The following is a 15,892-nucleotide window of genomic DNA, read 5'->3' on the forward strand; positions in this document are numbered from 1 at the left end:
AGATGCTACAATTACAAAACATTTCAGTTGATTATGTAACACCTCACGTTGTAAAGATTTCGTTATATCGTGAAAGACAAGCAAACTCATTATCTTTAGCATTATTAGATGAATTACAAACTATATTAACTCAAATAAGTGAAGATTCAAACGTGCGTGTAGTTATTTTGACTGGTGCTGGTGAAAAAGCATTTTGTGCTGGTGCAGATTTAAAAGAGCGTGCCGATATGAACGAAGAACAAGTTCGCCATGCTGTTAGTATGATTCGCACTACTATGGAGATGGTTGAACAATTACCACAGCCAGTTATTGCTGCTATAAATGGAATTGCACTTGGTGGTGGTACGGAATTAAGTTTAGCTTGTGATTTTAGAATTGCTGCTGAATCTGCAAGTCTTGGTCTTACTGAAACGACACTTGCAATTATACCAGGAGCAGGTGGTACACAGCGCTTACCGAGATTAATTGGTGTTGGTAGAGCGAAAGAATTAATTTATACAGGTAGACGTATTTCAGCGCAAGAAGCAAAAGAATACGGTTTAGTAGAATTTGTTGTACCAGCTAATTTACTTGAAGAGAAAGCGATTGAAATAGCAGAGAAAATTGCTAGTAATGGACCGATTGCTGTTCGATTAGCAAAAGAGGCAATTTCAAATGGTATTCAAGTTGATTTACATACCGGATTACAAATGGAAAAACAAGCGTATGAAGGTGTAATCCATACGAAAGATCGAATAGAAGGATTACAGGCATTCAAAGAAAAACGCAAACCGATGTATAAGGGGGAGTAAATATGTTAGACCAAAAACAACAATCTAATTCATTTGAAGAACGAGTTGAAACAATTAAACAAGGCGGGGCACCGAAATATCATGAGCAAAATAAAGCAAAAGGAAAATTATTTGTTCGAGATCGTTTAGCGCTTCTATTTGATAATGGCGAATATGTAGAAGATGCATTATTTGCTAACTGTGAACAAACAGGCTTACCTGCGGATGGCGTTGTAACGGCAACGGGTAAAATACATGGTCGTACTGCGTGTGTAATGGCCAATGATTCTACTGTAAAAGCTGGATCATGGGGATCACGCACAGTTGAAAAGATTTTACGTATTCAAGAAACAGCTGAAAAACTACGTGTTCCGTTATTTTATTTAGTCGACTCTGCTGGAGCACGTATTACAGATCAAGTAGAAATGTTCCCAGGGCGCCGCGGTGCAGGAAGAATCTTCTATAATCAAGTGAAGTTATCAGGTAAAGTTCCTCAAGTATGCTTGTTATTTGGACCTTCTGCAGCTGGTGGTGCGTATATTCCAGCCTTTTGTGACGTTGTAATGATGGTAGAAGGAAATGCATCTATGTATTTAGGATCTCCTCGTATGGCTGAGATGGTTATCGGTGAGAAGGTAACTTTAGAAGAGATGGGCGGAGCTCGTATGCATTGCTCTGTATCAGGATGCGGAGATGTTTTATGTAAGACAGAAGAAGATGCGATTACACAAGCAAGACAATACATTTCATATTTTCCAAATAACTACTTAGAAAAGACTCCATTGGTTACACCCCAAGAACCGAAACAATTCGATAAAACGTTAGAACAAATCATTCCAGAAAATCAAAATGCTCCTTTCAATATGAAAGATCTCATTAATAGAGTTATTGATGAAGGTTCATTCTATGAAGTAAAAAAATTATTTGCTCAAGAGCTAATTACAGGCTTAGCACGTATTGATGGTAAGCCAGTTGGTATTATTGCAAATCAGCCGCGTATGAAGGGCGGCGTATTATTCCATGATTCAGCTGATAAAGCTGCTAAGTTTATTAATTTATGCGACGCATATCATATTCCATTATTATTCCTTGCGGATGTACCAGGATTTATGATCGGTACAAAAGTAGAGCGTGCTGGTATTATTCGCCACGGTGCAAAAATGATTTCTGCAATGAGTGAAGCGACTGTACCGAAGATTTCTATCGTTGTTCGTAAAGCATATGGCGCTGGTTTATATGCGATGGCAGGTCCAGCATTTGAACCAGATTGCTGTTTGGCATTACCGACAGCCTCTATTGCGGTAATGGGTCCAGAAGCTGCGGTTAATGCTGTATATGCAAATAAAATTGCAGCTTTACCAGAAGAAGAGCGTGCTAGCTTCATTGCTGAAAAACGTGAAGAGTATAAGAAAGATATTGATATTTATCATTTAGCATCAGAGATGGTGATTGATGGTATTGTTCATCCAAACAATTTACGTGAAGAGTTAAAAGGACGTTTCGAAATGTATATGAGTAAATATCAAGTATTCACGGATCGTAAACATCCTGTATATCCAGTTTAAAAGCCCTATTTAGGGCTTTCTTGCTCAAAAAGTTAAGGAGGGGAAAACATTGAAACAAGCAGTTTGGTTTCCAACAGAAGAGTACAAGGAAAAAACACGTTTATATAGTTGGATGAAATCATTGGGATATGAAGACTATGAAACTTTTTATAATAAATCTATTGAGGAAACAGCTTGGCTTTGGGGAGAGGCAGAAAAAGCAGTTGGCTATCAATGGATGAAACCTTATACAGAAGTGTTAGATTTAGAAAATGGTACACCGTTTGCACAGTGGTATAATGGCGGAACATGTAACGTTGTAGAATCAGCTTTATCCCGCTGGCTTGCGGATGAAGAGACAAGAATACAGCCAGCACTTCAGTACGAAGGAGAAAATGGAACTTCAAAATCATTTACATATGAAGAGCTTGATAACTGGGTAAGCCGTGTTGCCAATGGTTTGAAACACGCGGGTATTGAAAAAGGTGACCGTGTAACAATTTATATGCCGATGATTCCAGAAACAGTTGTTGCGATGCTAGCTGTAATGAAAATTGGAGCAATTATTTCACCAATATTCTCAGGCTTTGCGTCTGATGCAGTTATGACACGTGTGCAAGCGGCAGGTTCAAAAATGATTATTACCGCAGATGGATTTTCACGTCGCGGTAAAATTGTTTCTTTAAAAGATGAAGTAGATAAAGCTTGTGAACATTGCCCAACTGTTGAAAAAGTTGTTATCGTTCGTCATGCAGGAAATGATTTTACACCACATAACTATGACTTTTCGTGGAGTACGCTAGAAAAAGAAAAACCATTCATACATGCAGAGGAAATGCAAAGTGATGATCCATTGATGCTCATTTATACATCAGGAACGACTGGTAAGCCGAAAGGAACAGTACACACGCATGCAGGATTTCCTTTGAAAGCAGCTTTTGATGCAGGATTTGGAATGAATATTAAACAAGGTGATCGTGTATTATGGGTAACTGATATGGGCTGGATGATGGGGCCGTTTCTATTATTCGGTTCACTCATTAATGGAGCAACGATGGTGATGTACGAAGGTGTTCCAGACTTCCCAGAAGCAGACCGGTTATGGGAGACAGTTGATAAATATGAGATTACTCATCTAGGTATTTCGCCAACGTTAATCCGAGCATTAATGGCAAAAGGTGATGAGTATGTCAATAAACATTCTTTAAAGAGTTTGGAAGTATTCGCATCAACAGGAGAACCTTGGAATCCTGATCCATGGATGTGGCTGTTTGAAACAGTTGGAAAAGGAAATGTTCCAATCTGTAACTACTCAGGTGGAACTGAAATTTCTGGTGGGATTTTCGGTAATGTTCTTATTAAGCCAATCGCACCGATTAGTTTTAACGCATCTTTACCAGGAATGGCAGCTGTCGTACTGGATGATCAAGGTAAACCAATTCGAGATGAAGTCGGAGAATTATGCTTAGAGAAACCTTGGGTAGGTATGACGAAAAGCTTCTGGGAAGATGATGAACGTTACGTGAACACATATTGGTCACGTTTTGAAAATAAATGGGTCCACGGTGACTGGGTCATTTACGATGGTGAACAATATATCATCACAGGGCGTTCAGACGATACGTTAAATATTGCAGGTAAACGTATTGGACCTGCTGAATATGAATCTATTCTTGTGAAACATAACGATGTAATTGAAGCTGCTGCAATTGGTGTACCTGACGAAGTAAAAGGTGAAGTTTGTCATTGTTTTGTAGTATTAAGAGATCATGTAACATTCACAGGAGAATTAAAGAAAGAATTAATGAGTTTAGTAAACTCTCATATTGGAAAAGCGTTGTGTCCTAAAGACATCCACGTTGTAGAAGATTTACCGAAAACACGTAATTCTAAAGTAATGCGCCGTGTTATTAAAGCAGCTTACTTAGGAAAAGAATTAGGTGATTTGTCTTCACTTGTAAATCCTGAAGTAGTTCCGTTTATTCAGGGGTTACAGTCTAGTAAATTATAAAGTTAGAAAGGATCTCTGTATAAATAGAGATCCTTTTTTATGTTTATAAAAAGAAAAGAAGTGAATTTGATGAAGAAGAAAAATTCTACTATTAGTGTTAAGTATGTCTGTTTTATAGTTTTTATTAAAATACGATACTGTGGCATGTTTATTCATTGGAGTAATTAAATTTTGTTAAGGATGAAATTCAATAAAAGCGTTATTTTAATAGGCTGTTACGAAATTTAATTTGAAAGGCACATCCAAATGATAAAAAAAGAGCGCTATAAAATCAGTGCTCTTTTTATTAGAAATTGCTTAGTTCTTAAAAATAAAATCATTACGGACAATTCACAATGGTAATAATGACGCTAGCCATTGTTCCAGGAGAATCAAGAAGTGAAGCAGTAACGGTTACTGTTCCAGGCCCATTAGCGGCTAGAAATACAGCGGTAAAGTTACCTGAGGCATTGGTAATGACAGCAAGAGGAACCATGAAAGCAAGAGATGGGTTACTAAACGAAAAACTGACCACTACCCCTGGAGTAGGAATACCGTTTACTAATACTTGACCCGAAAAAAATAAAGTATTATTTCCTTGAGTGGATACACATGCTGTAGTTTCGTTAGAAGTCAAGGTAATAGATGCAGGTCCAGCAGGAAGATTAAATCCAGTTGGTCCAGTTGGTCCAGTTGATCCGGTTGGTCCAGTTGGTCCGGTTGATCCGGTTGGCCCAGTCGGTCCAGTTGATCCGGTTAATCCAGTAGCTCCTGTAGAACCGGTGGGACCGGTAGGGAATTGAAAAGGTTGAACAGTTGGAAGTGTAGGTCCAATAGAACCGGGATTAAGTGCAGCAAAAGATAAAAACTCGTCCATTATTTATCACCTCTAAAAATCGTATTACTAATAGTAAATGTAATGATAGAGCAAAGTGAAACGGACAAGCGGTTTTATTTTAACAAATTAAACAAAGTAGTTATATGATAGAAAGAGAGATTAGTATGATTCCTTTAGAAATTAAATATAAAAAGGCGATTATCTTCAAATCGCCTTTTAGGTAATGCCGTGTAATTTTATTCAGTTATTTGAAATATAGTTTCATTCGGTTTGGAAAATCCATACAGTTTCCTTGCGAATTTTAAAATTTCTTCTTCACTACTTGTTAAAGCCTTGACATCCTTGTTAAGGGAATGACCATCCTTCTTTACAGAAGATAATTTTTGTTGTTCCGTATTAAGTGTGATTTGTTTTTCTTTAATCATTTCTTGTTGGTTATTCAGAGAATATTGAAGGACAAAAATTATAGGTAATATAAAAGCCAAAGTAGTTATAATACGGCGTCTTGTTTTTTTTATACTACCTTGTTGGGTATTAGGATTCACTTGCTGTGAGGGTATATTAGGATTTGATTGGTGTGATGATACTTTTGGGATGTTTCCCATTAAAATGCCTCCATTACTGATTGTCGAATTTAAACCGTTTAATAGTATTATAAATGTTCAATAAGGATTTTAGAAGATATTTTAATATAGGTGAGTTTTGTAAAGTTTAAACAAAATCTTTATTTAAATAAAAGAAACCCCGCTTGTCTCTGGGGTTTCTGAAGGCAATGAAAGTACTCGACTAATTAAAGATTCCATGAATTTTTTGCTGAAAATACTGGTGAATTCGTCTGAAGTAATGAGGGCATCTAAAGCTTTATACGTACGTGAAGTAATTAAAAATCGATTTATAAGAGTTAGCTTGTTTTTTCTTAATAGCCCACCTAATCAGTAAATACATATGTCTGTTGAAATCTTTACGTGTTCATTGATAAAAAGCTGATTATATTCATTCAGCTTTTTGTATAATACATTCTAGTATTTATCGGTTCCAAAAGACATATTCTTTCCTTTAAGTTGGCATCGAAAATATTACCAATTTTTCCTTTTACAATGGCAACAAATAAAGAAACATTTACAACGACACTTATTTCGTTTAGAACTCCAATCATCATCACGATGACACTTTTCTTTAGATTTCCACCAATCATCATTACAATGTTTTTCCTGAGAACTCCAATCGTCATCACAATGACACTTTTCTTTAGATTTCCACCAATCATCATTACAATGCTTTTTCTGAGAACTCCAATCATCATCACAATGATGCTTTTCTTTAGATTTCCACCAATCATCACAACAATGCTTTTTCTGAGAACTCCAGCAATCATTTTTCCAGGACATTTATTTCTACCTCCTTTCAATAGTGTTCATATTATTCTATGTTTTAATAAAAAAATGGCTTGTTTATTAACCTACTATTTTATCTTTATATGATAGAGTGTCTTCTACTCGATATAGAATTCATACAAACTATGCTAATTTTTAAGAGAAAGTGGAGAGAACTACTACTAGTTATGGTATTTTTCAATAAACATTTATTGAAGAAAATGTTCTGATTACAAATAATATCTTATTTTCGAGTACGCTTTTTAAATGTATATTTCACAATGAAAAATGGGAAATCCACAAATAAAGTCTATGTATATGTGAGTTAATGGGAAAATCTAGTGTGTTTTTAAGGGGCGTCTTATTAAAAGAAAAAGATTTGTTTTAGAAAGTGGTGTCTAAACATTAAATGGAGTAGGACTAAATTCACGGCCGCTCATTAAACAAGATTTTAATTAGGAGAAGTCTGTTTTTATAATGAATAATGAAAAGAAGGTTTGGTACAATTGTTTGTTTTTTTCTTTTTATGTGTTTGCCTCGTACCCTTTTAAGCTAGTGGACATACTTTACTAATAGAAAGGATTAGGGGGTGAGGTATTGGGTTCTCGATTTAATAATTGTAAAAAGAAGTGTACATGTAAACAAGATGATTGTTGGGAAGTATTCGAAGAGTGTAAAAAAGAACAGCATGAGAAATGTGATAATTCTTGTGTACAAGGAATTAGAGATGAACTTAAGAAATTAATTAATCGAACAGTTCAAATTAATACAGAGGGACGTACTTATGTAGGTACTGTTTCGTCTGTAAGTTGTGATGTAGTTAGGCTTGCGGCTATTCCTGGATCGGTTGGAGTAATTATTTCCATTTGTAAAATTGAAGCAATTTTCCCACCTGTTACAACGGTTACTGCTGACTTTGATTTTAATGGTATTGATGTAGCAAACAAGGCATAATTATGCTGCTTTTTTGTAAAGCCATTCACATGAATGGCTTTATTTTAATTTCATATAAAAGGAGAATATATTCTTTATATAGAAATAAGTTTGAGGTTATAAAGTATGATGTACGAAGGGAGCATGGAAGTGATTAAACTAAAAACCTTTAAAAAATCTGATTTTAAACAATTAATAAATTGGATTAATTCCGAAGAATTTCTAATACAATGGTCAGGAAATGCATTCACATTCCCTTTAGACGAACAGCAATTAGAGAAGTATATAGAAAGTGCAAATACACTCGCTTTCAAAGTGGTAGATGAAGAGACTTCAGACGTTATTGGTCATATTTCGCTTGGGCAAATAGATAATATTAATAAGTCCGCTAGAATTGGAAAAGTATTAGTTGGTAATACGAAGATGAGGGGACGTTCTATAGGAAAACATATGATGAAAGCAGTACTTCATATTGCTTTTGACGAATTAAAACTACATAGAGTAACTCTTGGTGTGTATGATTTTAATATATCGGCCATTTCATGTTACGAAAAAATAGGGTTTGTAAAAGAAGGCTTATTAAGAGAGTCAAAAAGAGTAGGAGAAACGTATTGGAATTTATGGGAAATGAGTATGTTAGAATATGAATGGAAGAAGTAGCAACGATAGTAATTTATAATTATATTATGTTAACAAAAGGGGCTTGGTGGGTATAGTGAATAATAAAACAAAAATAATTTCAATTGCAGCTGTTTCGGGGGGAGGTAAAACTACAATTACAGAAAGATTAAAGCATAAGTTTAAAAACTCAAAAGCTCTATATTTTGATAGTTATACATTTGATAACTCTCCTGCTGATATTTGTAAATGGATTGATGATGGGGCGAATTACGATGAGTGGGTATTAACACCATTAATTCATGATATTGAGCAACTTATACAAAATAATACCTTAGACTATATTATTGTAGATTATCCTTTTGCATACTTAAATAGTGAGATGCGAAAATTCATTGATGTAACTATATTTATTGATACGCCTTTAGATATTGCGATGGCTAGAAGGATTTTGCGAGATTTTAAGGAAGGTACAATAGATGAAATACATAATGATTTGGAACATTACATGACATATGCGAGAAAAGCTTATTTAGAGGCAATTCATACTGTTAAGCCGAATTCAGATATCATATTGGATGGTTCTTTATCTGTAAGTGAAATAATTAATCACGCTGTCGAGGAACTTGGCCGAAGAGAAGTGATTGTCAATGGTTAAATGTATAGAGGAATATATACAAATTGCTGATTTTAAAATGTATACGAAAATATTCCAAGGAAAGAAGAAGCAGCCTGTTATTATATTGGAATCAGGCTATGGTGATTATTCGAAGGCATGGCATCAAACTGCTGAAGAACTGACGGAATATGGTACGATACTTACATACGATCGGGCTGGATTAGGCAAAAGCGGGAAGAGTTCCAAGAAACGTATTAGTTCTGAAATGGTAAAAGATTTGAGAACATGCTTAAATCTTTTACAACTGAAGCCACCTTATATTTTTGTAGGACATTCTTTTGGTGGTATAAATGCACGTTTATTTACTGATTTTTATCCTGAAGATATGTTGGGAATAGTTTTGGTTGATTCGACACCAGAAAATTATAAAGAAGCATTTTTGCCAATCATGTCTCCAGAATTTCAAGAAGCTTACTATAAACAATTTGTACATGAAAGTTCTTATGAAGAGTTTATGTTTAGTCTGGGTGAAGCAGATAAATATTGTCAGTCGACGAGAGATATTCCACTCGTCGTGTTAGCTGCTGGTAAAAAAGCTTTTTATTCGCAAGATGCACAAATAAAATGGTTACAATTGCAAGAAGAATTATTACGATTATCAAACAAAAATAAACTAATAATTGCAGAACAAAGTGGTCATTATATTCAAAATGATGAACCACATTATATAACAGATGCTGTTAGGTGGATAATTGAAGTAAGGGAGAGATAAATGTGTACACTTTATTTCAATATAATTGGCAAGTAAGAGATGATTGGTTTAAGTGGTGTGAACAACTTTCAGAGGAAGATTTACTTTGCAAACTGGGGGTATGTTAAAAACATGATTTCATATTGTAGATGTAGAGTATAGTTGGATTAGTGCTCTTCAAGGATAAGAAGATAGAGAACCGTAATTTAAAGATTATCAATCGATTCAAAAAGTGAAAGCGTGATCTGATTTATATAAACGAGAACTTGAAGTTTTTTTGCAGTCATGATCATCTAGCCTAGAATGCTAGCACACTTAAAATAAGCCGTATAAAAAGTTAATCATTGGTGCTTTGATTATATAACGTCGGCGAAATAAATAGTGTGAAGGACAGATATTCTAACAAGTATTTTATGTAACGTTCGTATATTTAAATTTTCTTGTAATTAACCGAATTCTAATTTTTTAGAAACGGATAATGAGGTATGGGTGTTGATCTTTTTTATTGAATAAAATGGATTGATTTTTCGGATTTTCATTACAAAATAAAAATTTAAATTTTGTTAGTTGTTAAAAAAAGATGAGAAGAAAATAGAAAAAGAGGGCTAATGCCCTCTTTTTCTTTTAATTTGGTAATTAATCACAGATTGGTATCCCAAGCACTCTTAGAGCTAATGCTACTTGAAGGGAAATCTCTAATCTAGCAATTTCAATACCAGCTACTGAAAGAACTAAAAAAGGTTGTCCGTTTACAAATACAACGCAACTATCCATAGTTAAACCTCCTTTCTAGTAATTTACTATAGTATATGAGTAGAACTTTAAAATGTAATAGTTCAATTGTTGGATTTAATAGAATTAATAGATTAACCCATTTATACAAACAAAAGAACATAACGAAAGGAAACAGAGATGGATGTATGCCTCGAAAAACATAGGTTTTAAGACATGTAATGGGATATGAAATTCATCATATTGGTCAGCTATCTATATGGGCGAGGGAGTTAAACTTGCAATCTGTTTCAGCAAATTTGATTGGACGAGGATGATAGAATTAAAAACCGACTTGCATCTTAAGCGCAAGTCGGTTTTATATATATAAGAAGATTTCTTAATTGAAATCCTCGGATTTTTTCTGACGTATATGTAAAAACATTAAGGTGGTAATGATTAAAAAAATCATTATAGTTTGTATAATTAAATTTTTAAACTGAAGCAATATTGTCCAAGATGTAAGGGCGTCTTTAAAAGCTTGGAGTGCAGAGTACGAGGAAGGATCAAAACCATACTGTAGCAACTTTTTTGTTTCAATAAATGAAATGTTTTCTTCATCTGCATCTAATATTACTGAAATTAGTCTAGTATCTCCAAGTTTTGCTGTACTGACAAAACTATAATTACCGTTAGTTGAAAAACTAGTTTGTAAGCCATCAACACCTTGAAGTTTAATGTTTTCATTAAGGGAATATATCATTTTATTCGTATTGAAAACCTGGGAATCTTTGAAGGTAAATTGGTAAGAGGTTAGTTTCGTAATATTCAATACATCTGGAAAATCTTTTACTAATTTTGCTGCTAGTTTAGCTGCGTCTATCGCTGTTGTAGTTGATTGTTTATCTGTATCATTATTAATTCCAGTAGAGTTTAGAAATGGAGATGGTTGTAATAACTTTAGTTCTTTTGCTTTTTTATTCATTAATACTGTAAAGTTATCTTCATTTCCAGCAATGTGTTCTGCTAGAGCGAGTGCAGAACGATTATTCCCTGCCAGTAGCAATGCATGAAGTAAATCACGAACCGTTGTTTTATCATTCGATGTTACTTGTATAGGGCTTGTTTCTACTCGGAAAACTTCGTTACTTATTTGTACTAAGTCATCTAACTGTATTTTTCTATCATTTAGTTGCTCCAATACGATATATTCTGTCATTAATTTAGATAAAGCAGCTGATTGTACCGGAGTTTCTTCATTTTTTTTATAAACAATTTCACCTGAATTAGCATTTATTAAAATAGCTGATTTAGCTTGAATAATCGGACCATTTACATAAAGATAAAAATATAAAACGATAAGTGCGGTAATAAAAAAAGATAATAATAAAATAGCGAATTTCTTTAAGAATTGCATAAGCGATCCTCCTATTATGACATCAATACTAGTATTGTAAAAAGGAATGCTTAATTAGGAAGAAAGAAAAGGTAAAGAATTTCTAAAGAATTATAAAGGATTATTAAATTTTGGGTATTAATGGAAAAAAGTTCAATTTCTTATATGATAAGAAATTGAACTTTTTATTTATAATATTAACATTTGTATGGGAGTAGTTTTACAGTGAATGTTGTTTTTTCATCATCACTATATACTTCAATTGTTCCTTTATGCAATTCGACTATACTTTTTGCAATAGCTAATCCAAGTCCAGATCCACCAGTGTTTGTAGAGCGAGATTTCTCAACGCGATAAAAACGTTCAAAAATATGAGGTAAATCCGTACTAGGAATAGGTTGTCCGTAATTTGTTATATCAATTGTAATCATATTATTGCTTTCATAAGCAGTAAGGTCAATATAGCGACCTTCGCTTCCATAAGCGATAGCGTTTATAATAAGATTTTCAAACACACGCACTAATTTTTCACCATCAGCTAATACCATGAGCTTTTGAGATGGGAAAGAAGGTCGACATTCTATATTTGCTTCTTGAAATTGTATACGGAATTGAACAGTTAATTGCCCAAGTAACTCTACTATGTCAATAGGGACAGAATACAAGCTTAACTCTTTATTTTGAACACGTGTATATTCGAACAAGTCATTCATTAATGCATTAAGACGAGTTACTTTATCGTAAATGACTTGAATATAGTATCGCAATTCTACTTCATCTCTATAATTATCATGATGGATTAAATTTACGTATCCAACTATAGAAGTAAGGGGAGTGCGTAAGTCATGTGATACATTTGTAATAAGTTCACTTTTTGCTTGTTCCGCTTGTCTTTCTTCATCAATGGAGACTTTTAATTGTTCAACAATTTCATTGACCCCGATTGCTAATTCTTCTAGATAATTATGATTTACAATAGAAACTTTATGATTGAAGTTTCCATTTGCAATATAACGAATTTCTTCTATCATTTTTTTAATACAAGTTTCATAGTAAAGTTTTTTCTCGTGACGATAAAAAATGTAAAGATAGGATGAAAAAATAGAAAATAAAAACAAATAAGATACAATCATCATCCATAACGATTCTTTAATCCCTTTATACTTTTCATAACCAAAAATTCGAATGAATTCTTTACCGAGTTCAGTTAGAGTAAGTGAACTCTCAATTACACTCGTAACGAGGCGATAAATAATTAATTCAGTAATAGGCGTGAGTGTGATAGCTAATAAGAGCCAAAAAATAAGTTTCCATTTAGGGATATCTTTTAATATATCAAATGCTTCATTTCTCAATTTTATAGCCAACTCCCCAAACAGTGTGAATAAATTTTTCTCCATTTATTACTGTTTCAAGTTTATCCCGTAAGTTGCTAATATGGACCATTACAGTCTTATTTGAACCGTAACCATCTTCATTCCAAACGCGTTCAAAAATTTCTTCTGAACTAAATACTCTTCCTGTATTACTTGCAAGCAAATATAAAATATCGAATTCAATAGAGGTTAGTTTAATATACTCTCCATTTACTTTAACAGTATGATTATGTTTGTGTATTTCAACAGAGCGAATACGAATAATACCATCTTCATTCTTTTGCGAAGTAGCGTTTTGGAAAGATGATCTTCGTAATAAAGCTTTCACTCTTGCTACTAATTCTAATGGATTGAATGGCTTGATCATATAATCATCGGCACCTGTCATAAGACCTAATATTTTATCCATATCTTCTGCTTTTGCACTAAGCATTAGAATTGGTACAGTATTATTTTCACGTACTTCCTGACAAACTTCTAATCCGTTTCGTTTTGGCATCATAATATCCAAAATCATAAGGTCAACTTCATATGTAGAAACCTTTTGCAATGCTTCATCGCCATCATAAGCTTTATAAATGTTATAGCCTTCATTTCGCAAATAAACAGCAAGTAATTCAACAATTTCTTTATCATCATCAATAATTAATATGTTTTTATTCATTGTGTAGTTCCTTTCCTTACAAATCATCAACATTACTATAATATCAAACATTTATGTACTTGTAGCGATGATTTTGTATAAAATTTCATGTAACGTATTAAAAAGGAGTAAAAAGATTAATATCGAATATAAAATAAAAAGGATATTTAGATTCTACATTATAATGTAAGTTAGTTATAAGGGGGATTTTCTATGTTATATAGTGATATATATTCATTTACTCCAACTGGAAAAATAGAAAATGATATTAAAGCCTTTCTACTAAAATATAATAAAGAGTTTACATATAAACATTCAATTCGTGTGGCAAATGAGGCAAAAAGATTGCAGAAAAGTTTCACGTAGATAAAGAAAAAGCAGCAATTGCAGGATATTTACATGATATTAGTGGCATTTTTCCGAACGAGGAGAGGATTGCAGTTGCTGAAGAGTTTGGGGTAGAGATAGTGGAAGCAGAAAAAAGTTTCCTATGATTATTCATCAAAAATTATCGAGAGTAATCGCAAAAGAAATATTTAAAGTAGAAAATGAAGAAATTTTAAATGCAATTTGTTGCCATACAACGTTGCGTAAACATGCAACGAAGATGGATTTAGTATTATTTGTTGCAGATAAAATAGAATGGGATCAAAACGGGATACCACCATATTTAATAGAAATAAAAAAAGGATTGGAAAAATCTTTGGAAAAAGCAGCTTTTGTATATATTTCATATTTGTGGGAAAGGAAAGATACATTGAAAGTTATACATCCGTGGCTAGAAGAAGCATACTGGGATTTAAAAGGAATTTTACAGTAGAAAGGACAAGGAAATGCAATTAAAAGAATATATGAATCAAACATTTCCAGGAGTTACATTAGGACCCTACTTATATTCTCAGTGGGGAAATCATTTACATTTTGATTTCGGAAAATATAAATATCAAATTGTAGAAGGAACCGACGATTTAAATATGGAATACTTTTCTCAACTATATACATATAATAAATTCTTATTTGAAGACATATTTTCAAAAGGAGATGTAGTGTTTGTAGTGACAAATGTTTATAGATTTAAAAAGGAAAACATAAAAACTCCACAGAAAATAAATGTATACAATAAATATATTAAGAAAAGAGATTTAAGATTTCATATAAGACAAGAAACGTTACCGTTTCTATTTGAAGATGAAGAAGCAGATTTATATTGTACATATCATTTTTCTTTAAAATGTCTTGCGGAAGATATTAAGTATGAATTGCTTATACAAGCTGCTAATCACGAGGATTTCTCTGCTCTGTATCCTCGATTTGGACGAAAAAAAGAAATTTCTTATCCAGATGTATTTCTCATAAATGCAACGAAAGATATTGTCATGTTTATGTGTGATGATAGAGGATGTAAAGTAATTGCGAAGAATAAAGAAATAATACGAGATTTATATAAGAAATACAAAGAATGGATTCCAGATTATGAACGAGAAAGTATAGATAACTTATTTAAATGACAATAGGGGAAGTGAAGCGTGTAATGAAACGTATTGCAATAGTATCTGCATGGGAACCAGAACTGACGTATTTGCATCAACATTATCCGAGTGAACGTGTTGAAAAAAGAGCAGCTTGGGAATTTCATTTTCATACTATTAATGAGCTGGAAATTATATCAGTTGTTACTGGTGTTGGTAAAGTAAGCTGCGCTAGTTGTGTACAATTGTTAATTAGTGAGTTTCAGCCAGATGAGTTGTTTATGACAGGAATATGCGGAAGTTTATCAAACAAGGTGAAAAACGGTCATATTGTAGTGGCACTAAACGCAATACAACACGATGTTACTGCAGCTGGCTCAGGGGAAGATGTTTTTAATTTATATAACGGTAGAACAGCACCTATTGAAACAACAAAATCACTTGTAAGAAGAATAAAAAAAATACGATCATATGATCCAATACATTTCGGTACATTTTTATCCGGAGATCAACGTATTCGCAGTTCAGAAATGAGATATTTACTCCATACCGTATATGGAGCATTGGCAGTTGATCAAGAAGTAGCAGCTTTCGCCTATGTATGCCAAATAAATAAAAAACCATTTCTATGTTTAAAAGCTGCTTCAGATCAAGCAAATGATAAAACGAAAGAAGAACAAAAAATCTTTAAAATGCTAGCATGCGAAAGAGCATGTGAGCATTTAATTGCTTTTTTGCGTGTTTATGAGATTAATGTAGTAAATAATAGATAGTTTGTTATAAAACAAATTAATAGTGGGTTATATGTAGGGAAATGTCCGTTCATTTCAAATTAAGAGCTGAAATTTATAATAGATGGAA

General features: G+C 33.2%; 17 protein-coding genes and 4 pseudogenes. 14 read left to right on the forward strand and 7 right to left on the reverse strand.

The window, feature by feature from the left end; translation table 11 throughout:
• Positions 1–2: 2 nt before the first annotated feature.
• The 5 genes from MHH27_RS12970 (at position 3) to MHH27_RS12990 (ending at position 5,107) form a co-directional block, all read left to right on the forward strand.
• Positions 3–791 carry an enoyl-CoA hydratase gene (locus MHH27_RS12970; RefSeq protein WP_000939814.1) on the forward strand — a complete coding sequence of 263 codons (789 nt, stop codon included), beginning with the start codon at positions 3–5 and terminating at the stop codon, positions 789–791.
• 2 nt (positions 792–793) lie between these two features.
• Positions 794–2,335, forward strand: a complete 1,542-nt coding sequence (locus MHH27_RS12975) for an acyl-CoA carboxylase subunit beta (RefSeq protein ID WP_000886744.1) — start codon at positions 794–796, stop codon at positions 2,333–2,335.
• Between the two features lie 49 nt (positions 2,336–2,384).
• Positions 2,385–4,325, forward strand: a complete 1,941-nt coding sequence (locus MHH27_RS12980; protein WP_071730016.1) for an AMP-binding protein — start codon at positions 2,385–2,387, stop codon at positions 4,323–4,325.
• Between the two features lie 335 nt (positions 4,326–4,660).
• Entirely contained in the window at positions 4,661–4,876 is a 216-nt protein-coding gene (locus MHH27_RS12985) for a hypothetical protein (RefSeq protein ID WP_000236250.1), read from the forward strand.
• 30 nt (positions 4,877–4,906) lie between these two features.
• Positions 4,907–5,107, forward strand: coding sequence for a hypothetical protein (locus MHH27_RS12990; RefSeq protein WP_340942825.1), 201 nt, complete (start codon positions 4,907–4,909; stop codon positions 5,105–5,107).
• Positions 5,108–5,124: 17 nt separating this feature from the next.
• Here MHH27_RS12990 and MHH27_RS12995 read toward each other — a convergent pair.
• The 3 genes and pseudogenes from MHH27_RS12995 to MHH27_RS13005 form a co-directional block, all read right to left on the reverse strand.
• Positions 5,125–5,181 (reverse strand): annotated as a pseudogene (locus MHH27_RS12995) (exosporium leader peptide-containing protein); the annotation flags it as partial.
• A 197-nt stretch (positions 5,182–5,378) separates the two neighbouring features.
• Positions 5,379–5,747, reverse strand: a complete 369-nt coding sequence (locus MHH27_RS13000; RefSeq protein ID WP_000526886.1) for an FtsB family cell division protein — start codon at positions 5,745–5,747, stop codon at positions 5,379–5,381.
• Between the two features lie 392 nt (positions 5,748–6,139).
• Positions 6,140–6,517, reverse strand: coding sequence for a hypothetical protein (locus tag MHH27_RS13005; protein WP_098251480.1), 378 nt, complete (start codon positions 6,515–6,517; stop codon positions 6,140–6,142).
• 595 nt (positions 6,518–7,112) lie between these two features.
• Here MHH27_RS13005 and MHH27_RS13010 point away from each other — a divergent pair.
• The 5 genes and pseudogenes from MHH27_RS13010 to MHH27_RS13030 form a co-directional block, all read left to right on the forward strand.
• Positions 7,113–7,469 carry a hypothetical protein gene (locus MHH27_RS13010; RefSeq protein WP_000535577.1) on the forward strand — a complete coding sequence of 119 codons (357 nt, stop codon included), beginning with the start codon at positions 7,113–7,115 and terminating at the stop codon, positions 7,467–7,469.
• Positions 7,470–7,574: 105 nt separating this feature from the next.
• Positions 7,575–8,108 (forward strand): GNAT family N-acetyltransferase, encoded by a 534-nt coding sequence (locus tag MHH27_RS13015; protein ID WP_340942829.1) that lies wholly within the window; start codon positions 7,575–7,577, stop codon positions 8,106–8,108.
• A 55-nt stretch (positions 8,109–8,163) separates the two neighbouring features.
• On the forward strand, positions 8,164–8,724 hold the full coding sequence (locus tag MHH27_RS13020) for an AAA family ATPase (RefSeq protein ID WP_072939479.1): 561 nt from the start codon (positions 8,164–8,166) through the stop codon (positions 8,722–8,724).
• Entirely contained in the window at positions 8,717–9,457 is a 741-nt protein-coding gene (locus MHH27_RS13025) for an alpha/beta fold hydrolase (protein ID WP_340944840.1), read from the forward strand. Before MHH27_RS13020 ends, MHH27_RS13025 begins: the two co-directional genes overlap by 8 nt.
• Before the next feature lie 2 nt (positions 9,458–9,459).
• Positions 9,460–9,677 (forward strand): annotated as a pseudogene (locus MHH27_RS13030) (DinB family protein); the annotation flags it as partial.
• Positions 9,678–10,072: 395 nt separating this feature from the next.
• Here MHH27_RS13030 and MHH27_RS13035 read toward each other — a convergent pair.
• Entirely contained in the window at positions 10,073–10,210 is a 138-nt protein-coding gene (locus tag MHH27_RS13035; protein WP_000376554.1) for a DUF3956 domain-containing protein, read from the reverse strand.
• A gap of 164 nt (positions 10,211–10,374) precedes the next feature.
• Between MHH27_RS13035 and MHH27_RS13040 the strand changes: the two are divergent.
• A pseudogene (locus MHH27_RS13040) lies at positions 10,375–10,485 on the forward strand (DinB family protein); the annotation flags it as partial.
• Between the two features lie 62 nt (positions 10,486–10,547).
• Here the strand turns inward: MHH27_RS13040 and MHH27_RS13045 are convergent.
• The 3 genes from MHH27_RS13045 to MHH27_RS13055 form a co-directional block, all read right to left on the reverse strand.
• Positions 10,548–11,564: a D-alanyl-D-alanine carboxypeptidase family protein gene (locus tag MHH27_RS13045; RefSeq protein WP_001160052.1), complete on the reverse strand. Its 1,017-nt coding sequence runs from the start codon at positions 11,562–11,564 to the stop codon at positions 10,548–10,550.
• Positions 11,565–11,740: 176 nt separating this feature from the next.
• Positions 11,741–12,898: a sensor histidine kinase gene (locus MHH27_RS13050; RefSeq protein WP_001243309.1), complete on the reverse strand. Its 1,158-nt coding sequence runs from the start codon at positions 12,896–12,898 to the stop codon at positions 11,741–11,743.
• Positions 12,888–13,583: a response regulator transcription factor gene (locus MHH27_RS13055; RefSeq protein WP_001038807.1), complete on the reverse strand. Its 696-nt coding sequence runs from the start codon at positions 13,581–13,583 to the stop codon at positions 12,888–12,890. Before MHH27_RS13055 ends, MHH27_RS13050 begins: the two co-directional genes overlap by 11 nt.
• A 192-nt stretch (positions 13,584–13,775) precedes the next feature.
• Here MHH27_RS13055 and yqeK point away from each other — a divergent pair.
• The 3 genes and pseudogenes from yqeK to mtnN all read left to right on the forward strand — a co-directional run bounded on the left by yqeK (position 13,776) and on the right by mtnN (position 15,804).
• Positions 13,776–14,382 (forward strand): annotated as a pseudogene (yqeK, locus tag MHH27_RS13060) (bis(5'-nucleosyl)-tetraphosphatase (symmetrical) YqeK).
• A 13-nt stretch (positions 14,383–14,395) separates the two neighbouring features.
• Positions 14,396–15,070: a DUF3885 domain-containing protein gene (locus MHH27_RS13065; protein ID WP_340942831.1), complete on the forward strand. Its 675-nt coding sequence runs from the start codon at positions 14,396–14,398 to the stop codon at positions 15,068–15,070.
• A complete protein-coding gene (mtnN, locus tag MHH27_RS13070) occupies positions 15,067–15,804 on the forward strand; it encodes a 5'-methylthioadenosine/S-adenosylhomocysteine nucleosidase (protein WP_000151939.1) in 738 nt (245 codons plus the stop codon). Before MHH27_RS13065 ends, mtnN begins: the two co-directional genes overlap by 4 nt.
• Positions 15,805–15,892: the final 88 nt, after the last annotated feature.

Origin of the sequence: Bacillus sp. FSL L8-0152 (assembly GCF_038006365.1) — a bacterium.
In the GTDB taxonomy this organism is placed as follows: Bacteria; Bacillota; Bacilli; order Bacillales; family Bacillaceae_G; genus Bacillus_A; species Bacillus_A cereus.